The following is a 15,602-nucleotide window of genomic DNA, read 5'->3' on the forward strand; positions in this document are numbered from 1 at the left end:
ATGAACGTCCCCCTCTTCGTCGGTCTCACCACCGTCGACCTCGCCTACGCCGTCGACGCCTATCCGGCCGAGGACACCAAAACCCGTGCGCGCGACCAATTTCTGGGCGCCGGCGGACCGGCCGCCAATGCCGCGGTGGCGTGCGCGATACTGACCGGCGGGGCCCGGCTGCTCACCGCCGTCGGCCGGCATCCGCTCACCGCGCTGATCCGCGACGATCTGCGGTCCCACGGCGTGGAACTCGTCGACACCACGGCGCGGCGCACCGATCCGCCGCCGATCTCGTCCATCGTGGTCGCGGCCGGCGCCGGGACGAGAACCATTGTCTCACTGGATGGTTCGGGGATCGAGGCGCCGTTCGACCACGCATTCGCCGATCTCGTCCGGGAGGCGCCGGTGGTGCTCGTCGACGGGCATCACATCGAACTGGCCCTCGGCATCGCACGGGTGGCGCGCGACGCGGGAGTTCCGGTGGTGCTCGACGGGGGACGCTGGAAGCCCGAACACGCGCAACTGCTGCCGCTGGTCGACATCGCGATCTGCTCGGCCTCGTTCGCGCCGCCGGGCGCCGAGGACGTCTTCGACCACCTGCACCGGATCGGGGTCCGGGCGGTGGCCGTCACTCGCGGACAGCAACCGATCCTCTACTCCGCCAACGGGATTCGAAACGAGATCGCGGTGGGCGAGGTGGACGGCGCGGATACGCTCGGCGCCGGGGACATTCTGCACGGCGCGTTCTGCGCCTACCACTCGCGCGGCCACGACTTCGCCGACGCGCTCACCCGCGCCGCCGCGGTCGCCACCCTGTCGTGCCGGTTCTTCGGCACCCGCGCATGGGGAGACCGGCTCGGTGAGCCGCGCACCCCGGGACAGGCTCACCGACCCGGGCGAATGAGGTAGCCGCCCGAGACCGCGCGCAGCACGAGGTCGGCTCGGTCCGCGGTCCGCGCGATGAGACGGGCATTCGGCAGATCGCTGCCGGCCACCATGGCTTCTGCCCGATCCGGCGATTTACCGCCGCGCAGATGCCGGCGCAGCAGGCGCTGTTCGATGACCGCTTCCTCGGCATCGAGGTACCAGACCTCGTCGAGATATTCCCGCACCTCCCGCCATCCCGGCCGATCCAGCAGAAGGTAGTTCCCTTCCACGATCGCGACCCGTTCGCCGGTGAAGACCACCGCATCCGGGACCGGGTCGTGGTGGGCCCGATCGTAGACCGGCCACGGCACCGGCACGCCGATCGCACTGTCGCGCAACCGCCGCAGCCGGGCGACGAACGACGCCACATCGAAGGTATCGGGCTGCCCTTTGCGGGCGAGCGCGCCGGCATCTCGCAGCAGTGCCGAGCTCAGATGGAATCCGTCCATCCCCGCCACCTCTGCGGACACTCCCGACCTCCGCACCGCATCCACCAAAGCCTGTGCCAGCGTGGACTTTCCCGCTCCCGGCGGTCCGGCGACACCGACCAGGTACCGGCGTCCGCCCGCATCATCCGCCGCGCGCACGATCCGCGCCGCCAGCTCACCCGACCCCGTCACCTTCACGATGTTCCCGCCCCTCATTCGACCAGGACGACGATCAACCGCCGGGGCCCGTGCACGCCCTGCACGCGGGTCATCTCGATATCCACGGTCGCCGACGGACCGCTGATCCAGGTGGTCGGGCGGCGCGGGTCGAGACGCGGAACAACCTCCGGCAGCGCGGTTTTCACCTGCTCCGCGTGAACCACGCACATGTGACAGTCGGGCACGAGCGTGGGCGCGCGGCGGCCCTGGCCGGCGTCGCCGTCGAGCACGATCGTGCCCGATTGCGCGATCGCCGCGGCGCAGGTGGTCACGACCGCGTCGATCTCGCCCAGCTCGGGCGTGGTCAAGGGCGGGTCGTCGATCACGACCCGGTGCTCGGAGCGGTCCGCCCACAGTGCCGTCCACATGTCCGGCAGTCCGGGTGGCGTCAGCACCACATGGGCCGACGCACGCCGCAGTTCCCGATCCACGGCCGTCGCGATCCCTGCCGGCGTGGTCCGATGAACCTGCGCCCCATACCGTTGCAGTCGCTGTTCGAACAGGTCCAGGATCGCGGCGCGATCGTCGGGGTCGACGCCCGGCGCGGTCCGCAGGTAGTCACGCGGCACGGTGACCGCGTCCGCCGGTTCGCCGATGGCCTCGCGGATGCGCCGCAGAATCGTCTCGCGCGCATTCACGACCGGCCCCCGTCCTCGTTCGCGGTGTCGCGCGGCCCGGGTCCGTCGCCGTGGCGGCCGCCCTCGGTGCGCGCCCACCAGCGGCGGAACGATTCGGCCGGAATGTCGGGTACCCGCCGGCTGTCGGTCCACCCGCTCAGCGGACCGGGCAGATGCCGCTTCGGGACCGCGACGCCGATGCGCGCCGCCGACCGCACGGCCGCGCCCCACAGCGCCGGATGGCTCATGACTCCCGCCATCGCGGCGAAGGCCACCCGTTCCACGCGATGTTTCACCGCCGCCTCACCCTCGGCCACCCGGTGGCGCAGGGCCAGCAGATTCCCGGTGATATCGATGCCGACCGGGCAGACGTCGTCGCAGGCCCCGCACAGCGCGGAGGCATACGGCAGCGCGGCGGTCTGCGGATCGTCGGCACCCTTCAGCAACGGGTTGAGGATGGCGCCGATCGGCCCCGGATAAACCGACCCGTAGGCCTGTCCGCCGGTGCGTTCGTAGACCGGGCAGATATTCATGCAGGCGCCACACCGGATGCAGCGCAACGCTTCCCGCCCGAGTTCGTCGCGCAGGGCGCGGGTGCGCCCGTTGTCGACCAGGACCAGGTGGAAGGCCGAGGGACCGTCCTGCGCGGTGACGCCGGTCCAGGTCGACACATACGGCGACATCCGCTCCCCGGTCGCGCTGCGGGCCAGCAACTCCAGATAGATCTCCAGGTCGCGCCAGCTCGGAATCACCTTCTCGATGCCGGCCACCGTGATCAGCGTCTCCGGCAGGGTCAGGCACATCCGCCCGTTGCCCTCCGACTCCACCATCACCACCGTTCCGGTATCGGCGACAAGGAAATTCGCGCCGGTGATGCCGACCTTCGCGCGCAGGAACTTCTCCCGCAGGTGCAGCCGCGACGCATCGGCGAGCGCCTGCGGATCGTCCGTCAGATCGTCCGGCGCGGGGCGGCCGTGCTTGCCCATCTCGCGGCGGAAGATGTCGCGAATCCGGCTGCGGTTCAGGTGCATCGACGGCACCACGATATGGGAGGGCAGATCGTCGCCCAGTTGCAGGATGATCTCGGCGAGATCGGTTTCGCGGGTGTCGATTCCGGCCGCGGCAAGCGCCTCGTCCAGCCCGATCTCCTCCGACAGCATGGATTTGGCCTTGACGATCTCGGTTTCACCGGTGGCCAGGACCAATTCGGTGACGACGGCATTGGCCTCGGCCGCGTCCGTCGCCCAATGCACCACTCCCCCGGCGCCTTCCACCGCAGCCGCCAATCGCTCCAGATAGGTGTCGAGACGGCGCAGCACATCGTCCTTGACCGCGGCGGCGGCAGTGCGCAGTTCCTCCCAGTCCGGGCGTTCGGCCACCAGGGCGTCGCGCTTGGCGCGGATGGTGTGGGTGGCACGGTGCACAGTGGCACGCAGCTGTTCGTCCGCGGTCGCGGTGCGCGCGGCCTGCGGGAACGGGGGCCAGCCCACGAAATTCTTACTCACGAGCGGGCTCCCGCGGCCACCGGCAGCCCGGGCATCGGCCCGTCGGCCTTCGTGCGCGCCAGGATTTCCACCAGATGCAGATCGCGCACCGGCGTCGCGTCGGCGGCCAGGCGCCCGCCGATATTCATCAGGCACGAATTGTCCACGGCCGTAACCACACTCGCGCCCGTCTCGCGCACGTGGGCGGCCTTGTCGGCGTTCATCGCGCCGGAGGCGGCGGCGTTCTTCACCGAAAACGTGCCACCGAATCCGCAGCATTCGTCGGCCGCGGGCAATTCGATCAGCTCCAATCCGGCCACCGCCCGCAACAATCGGTACGGCCGGTCGCCGATGCGCTGCACGCGCAGCGAATGGCAGGTCGGATGGTAGGTCACCCGATGCGGGAAGTAGGCGCCTACGTCGACGACATCCAGGTCGTCGGTGAGGAATTCGGTCAGCTCCCGGATTCTGGGGAGCAGCGCCTCGGCATCGCGAGCCAGCCCGGAGTCACCGACCTGCTCGGCCACCACCCGGTAGAACTCGCGCGGCGCGGCGCCGCACGAGGCGGACGGCACGACGATCCGGTCGTAGTCACCGAACACCGAGACGAAATGCCGGGCCATTTTCGCGGTGTCGGCCCGATACCCGGTGTTGGCATGCATCTGGCCGCAACAACTCTGGGCCATCGGGAATTCGACCTCGACGCCGAGCCGGCGCAGCAAGGCCACCGCCGCCCGGCCGGTTCCCGGATACATGACGTCGTTGACGCAGGTGATGAACAATGCCGTACGCGCCGACATGCGGCCCCTCTCGTCACCGATGCCGCGGGCCGGGCACTGTTTCTGGAGCGGCACCTCGATACGGATACTCGCGAACGATCCCGGCCAGAATACGCCGCACGCACCGCGGCGAGACGGATCTGCGGGCCGTGTGCACCCGCGGATCCGCCTCGCCGGCGGCGTCGGTCAGCTCATCGCCTCCGCCCCGGTGAGCGGCGGTGGCTCGGAATCGAGTTCGGCCACTTCGTCATCGGTGAGCAGCCGGGACCGGATCAGGAACCGCACCCCCTCGGGAGCTTCGAGCGAGAATCCGCTCCCCCGCCCGGACACCACATCGACGGTGAGAAACGTGTGCTTCCAGTACTCGTACTGATCGGCGCTCATCCAGAACGGAGTATCGGCGCCGACCCGGCCGAGCAGCACATCCGAGGCGCCCACGCGGAATTCCCCGCGCGGGAAGCACATCGGCGCGCTACCGTCGCAACAGCCACCCGACTGATGGAACATGACCGGGCCGTGCTGTCGAATCAGGTTGTCCAGCAACGACTCCGCTGCCTCGGTCAGGTCGACGCGGGTACCCATCAGAAGAAGCCGAGTTTGTTCGGTGAGTAGCTGACCAGCAGGTTCTTGGTCTGCTGGTAGTGGTCGAGCATCATGCGGTGGTTCTCGCGGCCGATGCCGGACTTCTTGTAGCCGCCGAAGGCGGCGTGTGCGGGGTAGGCGTGGTAGCAGTTGGTCCATACCCGGCCGGCTTTGATGCCGCGGCCGAGCCGGTAGGCGGTGTTGCCGTCGCGGCTCCATACTCCGGCGCCGAGGCCGTAGAGGGTGTCGTTGGCGATCGCGAGGGCTTCCTCGGTCGAGTCGAAGGTGGTGACCGCGACGACGGGGCCGAAGATCTCCTCCTGGAAGACCCGCATGTCGTTGGTGCCCTTCAAGATGGTCGGCTCGACGTAGAACCCGCCCGGCAGGCCGTCGACCTTGCGCTGGCTGCCGCCGGTGAGGACCTCGGCGCCCTCTTTGCGGCCGATGTCGATGTAGGACAGGATCTTTTCGTACTGGTCGTTGCTGGCCTGGGCGCCGATCATGGTGTCGCTGTCGAGCGGGCTGCCGCTGACGATGGCCTTGGTCCGTTCCAGGCAGCGTGCCATGAACTCGTCGTAGATCGAGGAGTGGATCAGCGCGCGCGAGGGGCAGGTGCACACCTCGCCCTGGTTGAGCGCGAACATCACGAAGCCCTCGACGGCTTTGTCGAGGAACGCGTCGTCGGCGGCCATCACGTCGGGCAGGAAGATGTTGGGGCTCTTGCCGCCCAGTTCGAGGGTGACGGGGATGATGTTCTCGCTGGCGTACTGCATGATCAGCCGGCCGGTGGTGGTTTCACCGGTGAACGCGACCTTGGCCACGCGGGGGCTGGATGCCAGCGGCTTGCCGGTTTCGACGCCGAAACCGTTGACCACGTTGAGAACTCCCGGCGGGAGCAGATCGGCGATCAGCTCGACCACCTTCATGATCGAGGCCGGGGTCTGCTCGGCGGGCTTGAGCACGACCGCGTTGCCGGCGGCCAGTGCCGGGGCCAGCTTCCAGGTCGCCATCAGGATCGGGAAGTTCCACGGGATGATCTGGCCGACCACGCCGAGGGGTTCGTGGAAGTGGTAGGCGATGGTGTCGGCGTCGATTTCGCTGACACCGCCTTCCTGGGCGCGGATGGCGCCGGCGAAGTAGCGGAAGTGATCGACCGCCAAAGGCAGGTCCGCGGCCAGGGTTTCGCGGACCGGTTTGCCGTTGTCCCAGGTTTCGGCGACGGCGAGCCGGTCGAGATTCGCCTCGATCCGATCGGCGATCTTGTTCAAGATGTTGGCGCGATCGGCGGCCGAGGTCGCACCCCACGCGTCGGCGGCGCCGTGCGCGGCATCCAACGCCAACTCCACATCGGCAGCCGACGACCGGGCCACCTCACAGAAGGTCTCCCCGTCGACCGGCGACGGATTCTCGAAGTATCTGCCCTCGACCGGTGCCGTCCATTCGCCACCGATGAAATTGTCGTAGCGGTCGGCGTAGGAGACGATGCTGCCTTCGGCGCCGGGCTTGGCGTAGATCATGACGGGTGCTCCTCGATGAGTCACGAAGGGTCGCATCACGACAGGGGACGTCGTGATGTGGACCACTATGAGCCCCGAGGGTTGGCACAAGGTTGAATGCCGCGGGGCCGCGTCGCCGTCAGCTTCGCAGTGCGCTGTGCAAGCGCGCGACGGCCACCGCGCGGCGCGCGTCGCGAGCGGGCAGCAGCCGCAGCGCGTGTTCGTGGATCTCGATGTCACCGGGCGCTTTGGCGCCGTAGTCCAGCGCGTATTCGGCCTCGCCGGCCGAGAGCACCGCGGTGCGGATACCGACCTCCAGATATTCGCGCCATTCGACGACGCCCGGGGTCTGCGAGCCCGGCAGCAGCGGGCCGCGATACAGCCGCACGGCGGTGGCGGTATCCCCGGCGGCCAGGGCGGCGAGCATATCGGTCGCATCGCAGGACACCGGTGTGGTCAGCCGATAGACCCGATTGCTGATATCGCCGCCGGTGGCGCGGCGCAGATGCGAGACGTCGGCCTTGAGTGTGCTGGAACCGGTGGGCCGGTCGCCGTAGACGGCCAGCTGCAACCGTTCCGGTGTGTAGCCGTCGGGCTCGAGGGCGAGCAGGGTGAGGATCTCGAGCAACCGGCGGCGCAGGCGCAGCGGCCGCCCGCCCCGGGTCAGCGCGGCGCCGCCGAGACATTCCAGTCGCACCCCGGGTGCCGTATTCGCCACGCCGCCTTGCAGTTTCGCCTCCACCGCCGCGGTGAGCGACAGCACCGTGGACATGGCCAGCGGGTGCGAGCGATCCCAGGTGGTGGACAGATCCAGCACACCGAGCTGGCGGCCGTCGGCAGCGCGGATCGGCGCGCAGTAGCAGACCCAGCCGTGCAGTGCCTCGACCAGATGTTCGGCGGAGAACACGCTGCTCGGGCGGCCGGTGTGCAACGCCAGGGACAGCGCGTTGGTGCCCATGTGGTTCTCGTCCCAGCGACCGCCGGGCGTGAAACCGACCCGCTCGGCGCGGCGGCGCATCACCTGGCCGCCGTCGGACCACAGGATGGTTCCCGCTTCGTCGGTGACGGCGGCGACGAATCCGGCGTCGTGGGTGATGCTGTGCAGCTGATCGGAGAGTTCGGCGATGGGGCCGCGCAGCGGCGAATCGGCCCATTTCGACGCGACATCGCCGGCCACGGCGGGCGCGCAGTCGGTGGCCGGATCGACGAACGCGCGCGAGCGCACCCAGGACTGCGCCACATCGGCCCGGGGCTGCGCCGCCTCGGCATCGGGGGCGTCGGGATCCGGTGCGTCGGAGGCGGCGGGGCCGGATTCGAGAGGACACACGGCCGGGCTCGCCGGGAGATCGCGCGGGCTCGGAACCCAACGCGCCCACTGCCGTTCCAGTGCCGCGCGTCGCCGCAGCAGAGCACTGTCGTGTCCTGATCGCATCCGCATCTCACCCGTCGCCGCTCGGTCCGCACCGTGCGTTCCGGCGGCGCCTGGGGCCGGGCCGCACATCGTCGGCTCGGCCCCATTGTCCAGCAGGTCGGCTCGTCGCGGGAGCGAAACCGGCCGGTGCGGACGATCGAACCCGGCTCAGATGGGCGTCAGTTCGAACAGCCGGAACCGGCGCGCGCCCGCCAGCCGCTGCTCCATGGTGTATCCGGGCCAATAGGCCACCGCGCGGGCCCACGCCTCCTCGCGTTCGGCGCCGCTCAGCTGCCGGACCCGCACCTTGATTCGCTTACCGCCGCTGTGGATTTCGGCATCGGAGGCCGCGGCGAGATTCGCCGACCAGGACGGATGCTCCGGCCGCCCCCAGTTGGACCCGATCAGCAGATACCGCTCGGGCCCATCCGGGACGTACAGCAGCGACACCGTCCGCGGCAACCCGGATTTACGTCCGCGCACCGTCAACTCCATCGACGGCAGACCCGCCAGATCGAGCACTCCGTGCCGGCCGCCGGTGAGCCGGCGGATGATGCGTTCCAGGACGACGACGACCGGACCGGTGCGCATCACCCACGGGATCCGCGCGATCGCCCGTCCGAGAGCGGACAGCGGGTTGCCGATACGTGAGCGACGGGTGCGATCCGACATGACGGCCTACTGCGAGGTCGCGGCGCGCTTGGGCAGCTTCCAGCCCGGCCGTGGGAAGTGGCAGGTGTAGCCCTCCGGATAGCGCTGCAGGTAATCCTGGTGCTCGGGTTCGGCCTCCCAGAAATCGGACGCCGGGGTCACCTCGGTGACCACCTTGCCCGGCCACAGACCGGAGGCGTCCACATCGGCGATGGTGTCGAGCGCGATCGCCTTCTGCTCGTCGTCGAGATAGAAGATCGCGGACCGATAGCTGCTGCCGATGTCGTTGCCCTGGCGGTCCTTCGTCGACGGATCGTGGATCTGGAAGAAGAACTCGAGCAGCGCCCGGTAGTCGGTGCGCGCGGGGTCGTAGACGATCTCCACGGCCTCGGCGTGGCCCGGATGGTTGCGGTAGGTGGGGTGATCGTTGCGCCCGCCGGTGTATCCGACGCGCGTGGAAATCACACCCGGCTGCTTGCGGATCAGCTCCTGCATACCCCAGAAGCATCCGCCTGCCAGAATCGCCTTGCGCGTGTCGGTCACGCTTCCTCCTTCGGATCGGGTCCCCGCCCCCAGTCTCGCACCGGTACAACCCGGGTGCGGGCCCGAAAAGTCCCGCCGCGGCGCTCGCCTCGGCCGCCTTCCGTATTCCGCATACCCGCTCTCCGGGCGGATTAACGGACTATCCCCGGTCGCGCCCTGCGGTCGTCTCCGAACGCGTTGGCGCCGAAGCGATTTCGGCGCGCATCGCGACACGGGTCCCGTCGGCGCCGGTGGTGATCTCGACGTCGCGCACCAGGGCGCGCATGATCGCCAGTCCCCGCCCGCGCACGGGATCCGGAACCTCGGCACGGGGTTCCCAGCTGCCGTGGTCCACGATGGTCAGGTACAGGTCCGAGCCGCTGATCTCAGCACGCAGCCCGACCATGCCGGTGGCGTCGCGGTAGCCGTGTTCCACGGCGTTCGTGCACGCCTCGTCCACCGCCAGCAACAGGTCGTAGATCTGTTCCGAGCCGACTCCCTCGCGCTCGAGCCAGGCCCGCAGATCGTGGCGCACCTCGGCGATCCGGTCGGCCTGCGACGGGAAATTCGCCTCGAAGGGGGCCACCTGTAGCGGGTGCGGCTCGCGTATCGCGGGCCCTGGGGCGGGGTCGCCCGGGGGATCTGGAAATCCGCTCATGTCCTCATTCCGATCGCAACCGATGATCTCCACTCGATGATCTCCTCGGCATCCGCGATACCCCCTTTCCCGTACGCCATGCGGCGCCGTCGGCCTACCTCAGTCGCGCAGCGCCTTCTCGCGCAACTGTTTGAGCGTTCTGGTCAGGATCCGCGAGACCTGCATCTGGGAACAGCCGAGTTCGTGCGCGATCTGTTCCTGCGTCATTCCGCCGAAGAAACGCATGGTCAGCACGTACCGCTCCTTCTCCGGCAGGGCGTCGATGAGCGGCTTCACGGTCAGAGTGTCATCGATCGCACCGAAGGTCGGATCGACGTCGCCCAGAGTGTCGAGAATCGCATTCCCGGAGCGACTGTCGTCGTCGGAGGTCGGCGTGTCCAGCGACTGGGTCTGGTAGGCGTTGCGGGCGATCAGTGCCTGCGTCACCTCACCCAGATCGGCGTCCATCTCCTCGGCGATCTCGCGCGCCCGCGGCATCCGGCCCAGCCGTTGCGACAGCGACTCCACGGTCGGGCCCAGCGCGGTCTGGATCTCCTTGATCCGCCGGGGCACGCGCAGCGCCCAGGTGTGATCGCGGAAGTGGCGGCGCACCTCGCCCATCACCGTCGGCACCGCGAAGGCGAGGAACGGCGACCCCTGCGAGGGATCGAACCGGTCGACGGCCGCGACCAGGCCGACCCGGGCGATCTGCAGGAGATCCTCGAAGTTCTCGCCGCGCCCGCTGAACTTGCGCGCGATGTGCTCGGCCAGCGGCAGGCAGCGGTTGATGATTCGTTCGCGCAGCCGGTCGCGCTCCGGATCGTCTTCGGGCAGGGCGGCGAGCTCGACGAACAGCGGTGCGACGTCGTCGTAACCGTCGGGGTGGCGGGCGGTGCCGGTACCGTTCTCAGTCGACATCTGTTCCGCCACGTGCCCAGCGGAACTCGACGACGGTCGGGTGCCCGCCCACGGTTGCGTCGTAGTCCGAACTCTCGGTCTTCACCCATTGGGTGAGAGTCGAGACGATGTGCCAGCCGAAGCTGTTGGTGTCCGGGCCACCCGCGGCCGTGGTGACGGCGGCGACGCGCACGTCCATGGTGTTCTCGCCCGCGGTGAATGCGCAATCGATCACGGAACCGGCGGCCGCGTCCACGATCAGCGCGCTGACCACCTCGTCGACGGCGAGACGAATATCGGTGGCCTCGTCGATACCGAAATCGGCGACCAGAGCGACGGTTTCGGTCAACGCCCGGACCATCATCAATTGCGCCGCATCGGCCGGCACCTGGAATCCGACCGCAGTGGTCCCCGCGTCCGGGGACACTTTCTCGACCATGCCCATTCCTTGCTCCCAAATATCGTGCCGCGAGACGATTTCACAGCGTACGCGAGCGCCCGCCGGACGCCCTCCGATCGCGGTGACGGCCCCCGTTCGGATCGCGCCGAAACGGGTATGTTGGTCAGCGGCGAATCGTCGCCACGCCGCGGACAGCGGCGCAGATCGGAATACGCCGGAGGTATCGAAGTGGCGAAATGCGGTACGAATCGCCTCGCGCTGGGGTCGGCCCGATGAGCGGCGAGCGGGTGTCACCGCTGCTGCGCACCGAGCAGCGCACGGAAGGTTCGGCCGTGGTCGTGACCGTGGCCGGTGAGGTGGACATGAATTCCGCGCCGGAGTTGCAATCGGCTCTCGACCGGGCGCTGCAGGCCGAGCCCACCGCCGTGGTGCTCGATATGACCGAGGTCGGTTTCCTCGGATCGGCCGGGCTGAGCGTGCTGCTGGCCACTTCCCAGTCCACCGCGACGGGCGGTCTGCGAGTGGTCGCGTCGCCCGCGGTGCGCCGCCCGATCGAGGTGACCGCGCTGGACGCGTTGCTGCGTCTGTTCCCGACCGTCGCGGACGCGCTGGCCGCGCCGGAGCAGACCACCTCGGCCTGATCCGGCGCCCGCCCGGCGCGTTCCTCGCCGCCGGCGTCATCGCTGTCGTGGCAACCGGACGACCTGAACGAAGAATTCGTCGATGTGCTTGATCGCGGCGATGAATTGATCCAGGTCGACCGGTTTGGTCACGTAGGCGTTCGCGTGCAGTCGATAACTGCGCAGAATGTCCTCTTCGGCTGCCGACGTGGTGAGTACGACCACCGGAATATGGCTGAGGTCCGGATCGGATTTGATCTTTTCCAGAACCTGGCGGCCGTCGTATTTCGGCAGGTTCAGATCGAGCAGAATCAGATCGGGCCGCGGCGCCTGCGCGAATTCCCCCTGCCGGTAGAGGAAGTCGAGCGCTTCCTGACCGTCGTGGGCGACGTGCAGCGTATTGCCGATCTTGTTGTCCTCGAACGCCTCCCGGGTCATCAACTCGTCGCCGGGGTCGTCCTCCACGAGCAGGATGTCGATGGGCTGGCTCACCGGTGCGGTCATGCGTCGGCTCCTTCGGATACGGGTTCGAGCGGTGCGAGCGTGGCGGCCCGGGTCGCCAGGGTGAAACGGAACCGGGCGCCGCCGGTGTATTCGGTGTCGATCCACAGATTGCCACCGTGGTACTCGACGATCTTCTTGCACAGCGCCAGGCCGATGCCGGTGCCGCTGTAGTCCTCCCGATTGTGCAGGCGCTGGAAGATCACGAAGATCTTGTCCGCGAATTCCGGCGGGATGCCGATGCCGTTGTCGGACACCGAGAATTGCCATTCGTCCAGGTGATCGCCCGGCTCGCACTCGATGCGCACGACCGGCGCGGTACCGGGGGTGTGGAATTTCACGGCATTGCCGATGAGGTTCTGCCACAACATCGTCAGCAGCGTCGGCTGGCCCGCGACTTCGGGCAACTGCTCCGGACGCTCGATCACCGCGCCGGATTCCTCGATCGCGCCGGACAGATTGTCCAGCGCCGAATTCAGCGTCGAGTCCAGGGCGACGAGCTCGTTGCCCTCGATCACCCGGCCCACGCGCGAGAACGTCAGCAGATCGTTGATCAGCCGCTGCATCCGCTTGGCGCCGTCGACGGCGTAGTCGATGTACTGTTTGGCCCGCTCGTCGAGCTGATCGCCGTAACGCTTCTCCAGCAACTGACAGAACGCGGCGACCTTGCGCAACGGCTCCTGCAGGTCGTGGGAGGCGACGTAGGCGAACTGCTCGAGTTCGGCGTTCGAGCGGCGTAGTTGGACCGTCTGGCGATCCAGATCGTCGGCCTGCCGGGCGAGCTGCACCTCCTGCGCCCGCGAGGACCCCAGTTCGGAGACGATGCGCACGCGCATCTCCTCGACCGCGTCGGCGACCGTGGCCAGGTCGGCCGGGCCGTGCGCCTCGATGTGATGATCGAATTCGCCGGCCGAGACCCGCCGGGACGCCTCGGTGAGCTCGTCGAGCGGGCGAGCGACCAGCCGCCGGATCAGCACGGTCAGTGCCAGGCCGGTGAGCAGGATGAGGACCACCACCGCGATCAGCACGCTGTCGCGCACGGTGCGCGCGTGATCGAGGTCGCGGCGGTCGTTGGCGATCGCGGCCGCGGAATCCGCGTTCTGCGCGGCGAACTTCTTTCGCAACTCGTCGAACAGCGCCTTGCCGCGGGTGACCAGGGCGGCGGATTCGGCCGGCGATACATGGCCCGCCGCCGCGATCATCGGCTGCACGTATTCGGAACGCCAGCGCTGAGCCGCGGCCTCGACGGCGTCCAGATCGTCGAGCAGTGTGGTGCGGCCGGCGGCCAGCTCACGCAGGCGGCCCGCGGCGGTGGTCTCGTCGGCGACACCCTGGTTGTAGGGCTGCATGAACTGCTCATCGGCCGAGATCGCGTAGCCGCGCAGGCCGGTTTCCTGGTTGACCAGGGCGGCCTGCAGCCGATAGGCCTCGGTCGCGGCCGGCTGGGCGCGATCGAGCAGCCGGTCTTCGATGGCGTCGGTATGGGCGATCATTTGCCTGGCGGCGATCGCACCGGCGATCACCACCACGAGCATCAGGGCGAGGACCAGCTGAAACCACATCTGTGCGGTGAGCCGGCCGACGATCCCCTCGCGGGGTCGGACGTCTTTCACCGGACCCACTCACCCCCGTGCCAGCGCAGATAGACGATCGCCAAATCGTCGTCGAGTCCGCCGGCCGGGGCGGCCGCGGATTCGACCTGGCCCAGCAGTTCGTCCAGATAACGGGCGGGCTGTTCGACCGACACCCCTTGCGCCATCGCCAGCAGGCCGTCCTCGCCCAGCCAGTCGCCCGCACCGGTACGCACCTCGAACAGGCCGTCGGTGAACAGCACCAGCCCGGTACCGGCCGGCACGGCCACCTCCGTGACCGGCCAGTCCGTCCGGCCCGGCATGAAGCCCAGGGCCGGTCCGCCGGGCACCTCCAGCCATTCGGTGCCGGTCGGCGAGTGGACGAGCATGCCGGGGTGACCGGCCCGGATCACCTCGACGGCGCCGCGACCGGGCGGGGCGTACAGCGTGGTGAGGGTGGCGAAGGTCTGTGGTCCGGTGCGTTCGGCGACCAGCACCTCCTCCAGCAGTTGCAGCTGCCGGGGCCCGGTGATGCCGCTGAATACCAGTGTGCGCCAAGCCAACCGCAGACCCACGCCGATCGCGGCCTCGTCCGGGCCGTGGCCGGCCACATCGCCGATCAGCGCGTGCACCGTGCCGTCGGCCTCCTGGACGACGTCGTAGAAATCGCCGCCGAGCAGCGAATGCGCGCGTCCGGGCCGATACCGCGAGACCACATCGACGATGGGCGCACCGCGCAGCAGTGGCTTGGGGAGCAGCCCGCGTTCCAGGCGGGCGTTCTCCTGGGCGCGCATGGTGCTCGCGCGCAGCGCCGCGGTGGTGCGCTCGGCCTGTTTGCGCTGAATCGCATAGCGCACGGCCCGGCCGAACCACTCCGGCTCGACCCGGCCCTTCACCAGATAGTCCTGCGCGCCGGCCGCCATCGCGGCCAGGCCGGTCTGTTCCTCGTCCAGGCCGGTCATCACCACGACCGCGACCTGGTCGGTGTACTCGCGCAACTGCGCGAGCGCGTCCAAGCCGTGGGAGTCGGGCAGGTTCAGATCGAGCAGCACACAGTCGGGCAGGCCCGCGGCCAGCCACGCGCCCGCTTCCGCGAGTGAGCGCACATGTTCCAGGCGCACACCGGGCGCACCGTCGGCAACGAGTTCCTCGACCAGCAGGGCATCACCGGGGTCGTCCTCGACCAGCAGGATCGTCTGCCCGAGCGGGGAGGCGGTGCCCAGCGGCGTGACGCCGTCGAGGGGCGGGCGCACGGTGGAACCGCGGCCGTCGTCTCGAACGGATGCGGAAGTGGGACCCTCGGACGAGTGGCCCGCGGAACGGCCGGATACATCGCGAAACCGCGGGGACTGTTCCATCACCGCGGCCGGGCGGGGCCGCGGGGTCGCGTCGCCGATGCGACGAGGTCGCACGATGTCGGCCCGCAGCGCACCGGCTGCATCGGACCGCGACGAGGGAACAGCAACCGTGCCTGGGACGGCACGCTTCGACAATGCTGCCTCCGATCAACGAAGTGGCGGCCCGAGCGCACGCCGACTTGCTCAGCGGCGCGTTTTTCGACCGTGAGGCTTGCCGATCCTATCGGAACCCGGCCGACCACGCTGCGCGCACCATGGGGCAGGCCACGATCAGGACGTCGCGTCGGCACCTGCCCGAGATCGGAGGAGAGGCTGGTGCACCACGGTTTTCGCTAGGAGAGGCGCCCCCGCGCGGATGGCGTCCGAGGTGCGCCGAAGGCGCAATTTCGCCGTCCACACCGCGACCACCGCCGCGTACACCGCAATGACGATCAGTGATACCGAGCCGATCACCATGAGCAACGCAACCACGACTGATCCCGGTCCTCTCCGAGTTGGATGTCCTGTGTAC

The 15,602-nt window shown here is 69.0% G+C and carries 17 protein-coding genes; 2 read left to right on the forward strand and 15 right to left on the reverse strand.

What is annotated here, in order from left to right; translation table 11 throughout:
* Positions 1-900, forward strand: a complete 900-nt coding sequence (locus A5789_RS29040; protein ID WP_064903763.1) for a PfkB family carbohydrate kinase — start codon at positions 1-3, stop codon at positions 898-900.
* Here A5789_RS29040 and A5789_RS29045 read toward each other — a convergent pair.
* From A5789_RS29045 to A5789_RS29100, 12 genes are all read right to left on the reverse strand, one after another.
* Positions 876-1,562: a nucleoside/nucleotide kinase family protein gene (locus A5789_RS29045; RefSeq protein WP_064903765.1), complete on the reverse strand. Its 687-nt coding sequence runs from the start codon at positions 1,560-1,562 to the stop codon at positions 876-878. The two genes, A5789_RS29040 and A5789_RS29045, sit on opposite strands and share 25 nt — an antisense overlap.
* On the reverse strand, positions 1,559-2,203 hold the full coding sequence (locus tag A5789_RS29050) for an LUD domain-containing protein (protein WP_064903766.1): 645 nt from the start codon (positions 2,201-2,203) through the stop codon (positions 1,559-1,561). The genes A5789_RS29045 and A5789_RS29050 overlap by 4 nt, the downstream gene beginning before the upstream one ends.
* Positions 2,200-3,687 carry a lactate utilization protein B gene (locus tag A5789_RS29055; RefSeq protein ID WP_064903768.1) on the reverse strand — a complete coding sequence of 496 codons (1,488 nt, stop codon included), beginning with the start codon at positions 3,685-3,687 and terminating at the stop codon, positions 2,200-2,202. The genes A5789_RS29050 and A5789_RS29055 overlap by 4 nt, the downstream gene beginning before the upstream one ends.
* Positions 3,684-4,466, reverse strand: a complete 783-nt coding sequence (locus A5789_RS29060; RefSeq protein WP_063014448.1) for a (Fe-S)-binding protein — start codon at positions 4,464-4,466, stop codon at positions 3,684-3,686. Before A5789_RS29060 ends, A5789_RS29055 begins: the two co-directional genes overlap by 4 nt.
* A gap of 165 nt (positions 4,467-4,631) precedes the next feature.
* The gene (locus tag A5789_RS29065) at positions 4,632-5,027 is read right to left on the reverse strand and encodes a DUF779 domain-containing protein (protein WP_063014446.1); all 396 of its coding nucleotides are present in this window, start codon (positions 5,025-5,027) and stop codon (positions 4,632-4,634) included.
* The gene (adh, locus tag A5789_RS29070; RefSeq protein WP_064903770.1) at positions 5,027-6,544 is read right to left on the reverse strand and encodes an aldehyde dehydrogenase; all 1,518 of its coding nucleotides are present in this window, start codon (positions 6,542-6,544) and stop codon (positions 5,027-5,029) included. The genes A5789_RS29065 and adh overlap by 1 nt, the downstream gene beginning before the upstream one ends.
* Positions 6,545-6,662: 118 nt before the next feature.
* Positions 6,663-7,955, reverse strand: coding sequence for a transcriptional regulator (locus A5789_RS29075; protein ID WP_082941038.1), 1,293 nt, complete (start codon positions 7,953-7,955; stop codon positions 6,663-6,665).
* Positions 7,956-8,102: 147 nt separating this feature from the next.
* Entirely contained in the window at positions 8,103-8,606 is a 504-nt protein-coding gene (locus A5789_RS29080) for a nitroreductase family deazaflavin-dependent oxidoreductase (protein ID WP_063910777.1), read from the reverse strand.
* 6 nt (positions 8,607-8,612) lie between these two features.
* The gene (gene msrA / locus A5789_RS29085) at positions 8,613-9,080 is read right to left on the reverse strand and encodes a peptide-methionine (S)-S-oxide reductase MsrA (RefSeq protein WP_228794851.1); all 468 of its coding nucleotides are present in this window, start codon (positions 9,078-9,080) and stop codon (positions 8,613-8,615) included.
* 187 nt (positions 9,081-9,267) lie between these two features.
* On the reverse strand, positions 9,268-9,693 hold the full coding sequence (locus A5789_RS29090; RefSeq protein WP_063014442.1) for an ATP-binding protein: 426 nt from the start codon (positions 9,691-9,693) through the stop codon (positions 9,268-9,270).
* A gap of 171 nt (positions 9,694-9,864) precedes the next feature.
* Positions 9,865-10,662: an RNA polymerase sigma factor SigF gene (locus tag A5789_RS29095; RefSeq protein WP_063014558.1), complete on the reverse strand. Its 798-nt coding sequence runs from the start codon at positions 10,660-10,662 to the stop codon at positions 9,865-9,867.
* Entirely contained in the window at positions 10,652-11,080 is a 429-nt protein-coding gene (locus tag A5789_RS29100) for a hypothetical protein (protein ID WP_064904562.1), read from the reverse strand. Before A5789_RS29100 ends, A5789_RS29095 begins: the two co-directional genes overlap by 11 nt.
* 233 nt (positions 11,081-11,313) lie before the next feature.
* Between A5789_RS29100 and A5789_RS29105 the strand changes: the two genes are divergently transcribed.
* Positions 11,314-11,682, forward strand: coding sequence for an STAS domain-containing protein (locus A5789_RS29105; protein WP_062963217.1), 369 nt, complete (start codon positions 11,314-11,316; stop codon positions 11,680-11,682).
* A 36-nt stretch (positions 11,683-11,718) separates the two neighbouring features.
* Here the strand turns inward: A5789_RS29105 and A5789_RS29110 are convergent, their stop codons facing one another.
* Genes A5789_RS29110 through A5789_RS29120 form a run of 3 tightly spaced genes read right to left on the reverse strand, consistent with a single transcriptional unit; the run spans position 11,719 to position 14,986 of the window.
* Entirely contained in the window at positions 11,719-12,165 is a 447-nt protein-coding gene (locus A5789_RS29110; RefSeq protein ID WP_030515710.1) for a response regulator, read from the reverse strand.
* Complete coding sequence (locus tag A5789_RS29115) at positions 12,162-13,724, reverse strand: CHASE3 domain-containing protein (RefSeq protein WP_064904564.1); 1,563 nt, start codon at positions 13,722-13,724, stop codon at positions 12,162-12,164. Before A5789_RS29115 ends, A5789_RS29110 begins: the two co-directional genes overlap by 4 nt.
* A 47-nt stretch (positions 13,725-13,771) precedes the next feature.
* Complete coding sequence (locus tag A5789_RS29120; protein WP_227463000.1) at positions 13,772-14,986, reverse strand: PP2C family protein-serine/threonine phosphatase; 1,215 nt, start codon at positions 14,984-14,986, stop codon at positions 13,772-13,774.
* Positions 14,987-15,602 lie beyond the last annotated feature (616 nt).

The organism is Nocardia sp. 852002-51101_SCH5132738, from assembly GCF_001665695.1.
Taxonomy (GTDB): Bacteria; Actinomycetota; Actinomycetes; order Mycobacteriales; family Mycobacteriaceae; genus Nocardia; species Nocardia nova.